At 46.6% G+C, this 3,428-nt stretch carries 2 rRNA genes; both read right to left on the bottom strand.

Annotated elements, in window-relative coordinates:
• A 5S ribosomal RNA gene (rrf, locus tag FCU45_RS11520) occupies window positions 1-81 on the bottom strand; the annotation flags it as partial.
• Window positions 82-221: 140 nt separating this feature from the next.
• Window positions 222-3,221 (bottom strand): 23S ribosomal RNA (locus FCU45_RS11515).
• Between the last annotated feature and the right edge of the window lie 207 nt (window positions 3,222-3,428).

Genomic DNA, 3,428 nt, shown 5'->3' with positions numbered 1-3,428 from the left:
TGCAGTATTATCAGCGATGAGAGGCTTAGCTTCTGGGTTCGGAATGGGGCCAGGCGTTTCCCTCTCTCTATAGCCACCTAGACAGTCACATTTAAATACATACTTTTATGTACTTAGATATAACCGTTTTTGGTTAGAGGAGTAAGATTTTCATTGTTAAAGTCAATATTCTAAATAACTACATCAGACACCTGTACACTAAGTAAGGTAGTGAACGATATGTAAAAAAGACAAACGTACTATTAGTACTGGTCAGCTAAACAGATTACTCTGCGTACACATCCAGCCTATCAAGCTTGTAGTCTTCAAGCGTACTTCAGGGAGAGTTCATCTTGGAGTTGGCTTCCCGCTTAGATGCTTTCAGCGGTTATCTCATCCGTGCGTAGCTACCCAGCGATGCTCTTGGCAGAACAACTGGTGCACCAGTGGCACGTCCAACCCGGTCCTCTCGTACTAGGGTCAGCTCTCCTCAACTCTCCTACGCCCACGGAAGATAGGGACCGAACTGTCTCACGACGTTCTGAACCCAGCTCGCGTACCGCTTTAAATGGCGAACAGCCATACCCTTGGGACCTGCTCCAGCCCCAGGATGCGATGAGCCGACATCGAGGTGCCAAACCTCCCCGTCGATGTGAGCTCTTGGGGGAGATCAGCCTGTTATCCCCGGCGTACCTTTTATCCTTTGAGCGATGGCCCTTCCACACAGAACCACCGGATCACTATGACCGTCTTTCGACTCTGTTTGACTTGTATGTCTTACAGTCAGGCTCGTTTATGCCATTATACTCTACGAAGGATTTCCAACCCTTCTGAACGAACCTTTGTAAGCCTCCGTTACTTTTTAGGAGGCGACCGCCCCAGTCAAACTACCCACCAGACATTGTCCTCGTACGAGATAATCGTACGGAGTTAGCTATCAGAATATTCAAGGGTGGTATCTCAAGGATGCCTCATCTACAACTGGCGTCATAGATTCAACGGCTCCCACCTATCCTGCACATGAATATCCCAATAGCAATGTCAAGCTATAGTAAAGGTGCACGGGGTCTTTCCGTCTTTCCGCGGGTAGGAGGAATTTTCACCTCCACTACAATTTCACTGGATCCCTGGTTGAGACAGCTCCCATCTCGTTACGCCATTCATGCAGGTCGGTATTTAACCGACAAGGAATTTCGCTACCTTAGGACCGTTATAGTTACGGCCGCCGTTTACTTGTGCTTCATTTCAAGCCTTCGCGTGAGCTAAGCAATCCATTTAACATTCAAGCACCGGGCAGGCGTCACACCCTATACATCCTCTTACGAGTTAGCAGAGTGCTGTGTTTTTGGTAAACAGTCGGGAGGGACACTTTGCTGCGACCCGTCAATGCTTCGTGGAGCAAGTCCACTTACAAATAGGGCACACCTTATACCGAAGATACGGTGCTAGTTTGCAGAGTTCCTTAACCAGGGTTCATCCACGCGCCTTAGAATACTCATCTCACCCACCTGTGTCGGTTTACGGTACGGGCAACTGTTGTTCTCGTTTAGAGGCTTTTCTCGGCACGACAGTATCATTGATTCAAAGCGCTCTCCGAAGAGATTGCTCTGCCTGTAAGATCTCGGTCTAATGTAAGGCGGATTTGCCTACCTTACAACCTACATCCTTCGACCCACTATTCCATCAGTGAGCTCAATTAACTCTATGCGTCCCCCCATCACTCAAGCGAACAACAGTCGGTATCGGAATATTAACCGATTTGCCATCGTCTACCCCTCTCGGACTCGACTTAGGTCCCGACTAACCCTACGATGACGAGCATCGCGTAGGAAACCTTGGGTTTACGGCGAAGAAGATTCTCACTTCTTTTCTCGCTACTCATGCCTGCATGCTCACTTCCAGCCGCTCCACCACTCCTTGCCGGTATGGCTTCTACGCTGACTGGAACGCTCTCCTACCGCTGTAGTACATCATTAAATCCTAAGTATCTCTCTTATCCCCTGAGGCATTTTAAAACTTCACTCCGTAAAGTTTTAAATATAACTCTTTGAATATCTCTTCTCTGAGAACTTAATGATGTACTACAACCTAGAGCTTCGGTGCTTGTCTTAGCCCCGTTATATTTTCGGCGCAAAATCGCTAGACCAGTGAGCTGTTACGCTTTCTTTAAAGGGTGGCTGCTTCTAAGCCAACCTCCTGGTTGTCACAGCAACTTCACATCCTTTTCCACTTAGACAAGACTTTGGGACCTTAGCTGCTAGTCTGGGTTGTTCCCCTCTTGACGATTGATTTTATCACCCACCGCCTGACTCCCGAGGTTACACATGAAGTATTCGGAGTTTGATAGGGTTTGGTACCGCGGTAAGCAGCCCTAGCCCTGTCAGTGCTCTACCCCTTCATGCTACTGCTCGAGGCTATACCTAAATATATTTCGGAGAGAACCAGCTATCACTGAGTTTGATTGGCCTTTCACCCCTATCCACAAGTCATCCCAAGACTTTTCAACGCCAGCGGGTTCGGTCCTCCACTGGCTCTTACACCAGCTTCAACCTGCTCATGGATAGATCACTCAGTTTCGGGTCTGCAGCATCTGACTAATTCGCCCTATTAAGACTCGCTTTCGCTACGGCTTCGCGTTCGCTTAACCTTGCCAGATACCACAACTCGCAGGCTCATTATGCAAAAGGCAGTCCGTCACACTTATATATAATAGTGCTCCGAATGATTGTAAGCCATAGGTTTCAGGTTCTATTTCACTCTGCTCACCGCAGTTCTTTTCACCTTTCCCTCACGGTACTTGTTCGCTATCGGTCTAGTAGTAGTATTTAGGGTTGGAGGGTGGTCCCCCCATATTCAGTCAAGATAACACGTGTCCCGACCTACTCGTTCCTTAGTCTAGTACCATATAAATGTTTTCGCTTACGGGAATATCACCCTCTATGTCCACTCTTTCCAAAGTGTTCGGCTAACAAATATATTATCACTAAGTGCCCTAATCCCAGTTCGCTCGCCGCTACTATGGGAATCTCGTTTGATTTCTCTTCCTCAAGGTACTGAGATGTTTCACTTCCCTTGGTTCGCCCCCCGTAGGGTGACATGACTCGCGCCATGCCGGGTTGCCCCATTCAGAAATCCCCGGATCAAAGCTTCTTGGCAGCTCCCCGAGGCTTTTCGCAGCCTAGTACGTCTTTCATCGCCTCTACTAGCCAAGGCATCCACCTATGGCCCTTAATATCTTTTTTATTCTAATTTACGTTCACTACCTTACTTAATGTAAAATAGTGCCTGTTTAATTGTAGTTATTTAGTTGATATATTTATAATTTGATTTACGTAGAAATACAAAGATCGCTCTTCTTATCTCTAGTTATCTCTTATAACTATATTTTATTGACTTTAACAATGATAATTTAATGAACTTTTGGTTTAAAACCAAATGTAAATCTTCTT

The organism is Sulfurimonas crateris (assembly GCF_005217605.1).
In the GTDB taxonomy this organism is placed as follows: Bacteria; Campylobacterota; Campylobacteria; order Campylobacterales; family Sulfurimonadaceae; genus Sulfurimonas; species Sulfurimonas crateris.
The sequence above is the reverse complement of the archived record's forward strand: the minus strand, read 5'-3'. Positions and strand labels throughout refer to the sequence as shown.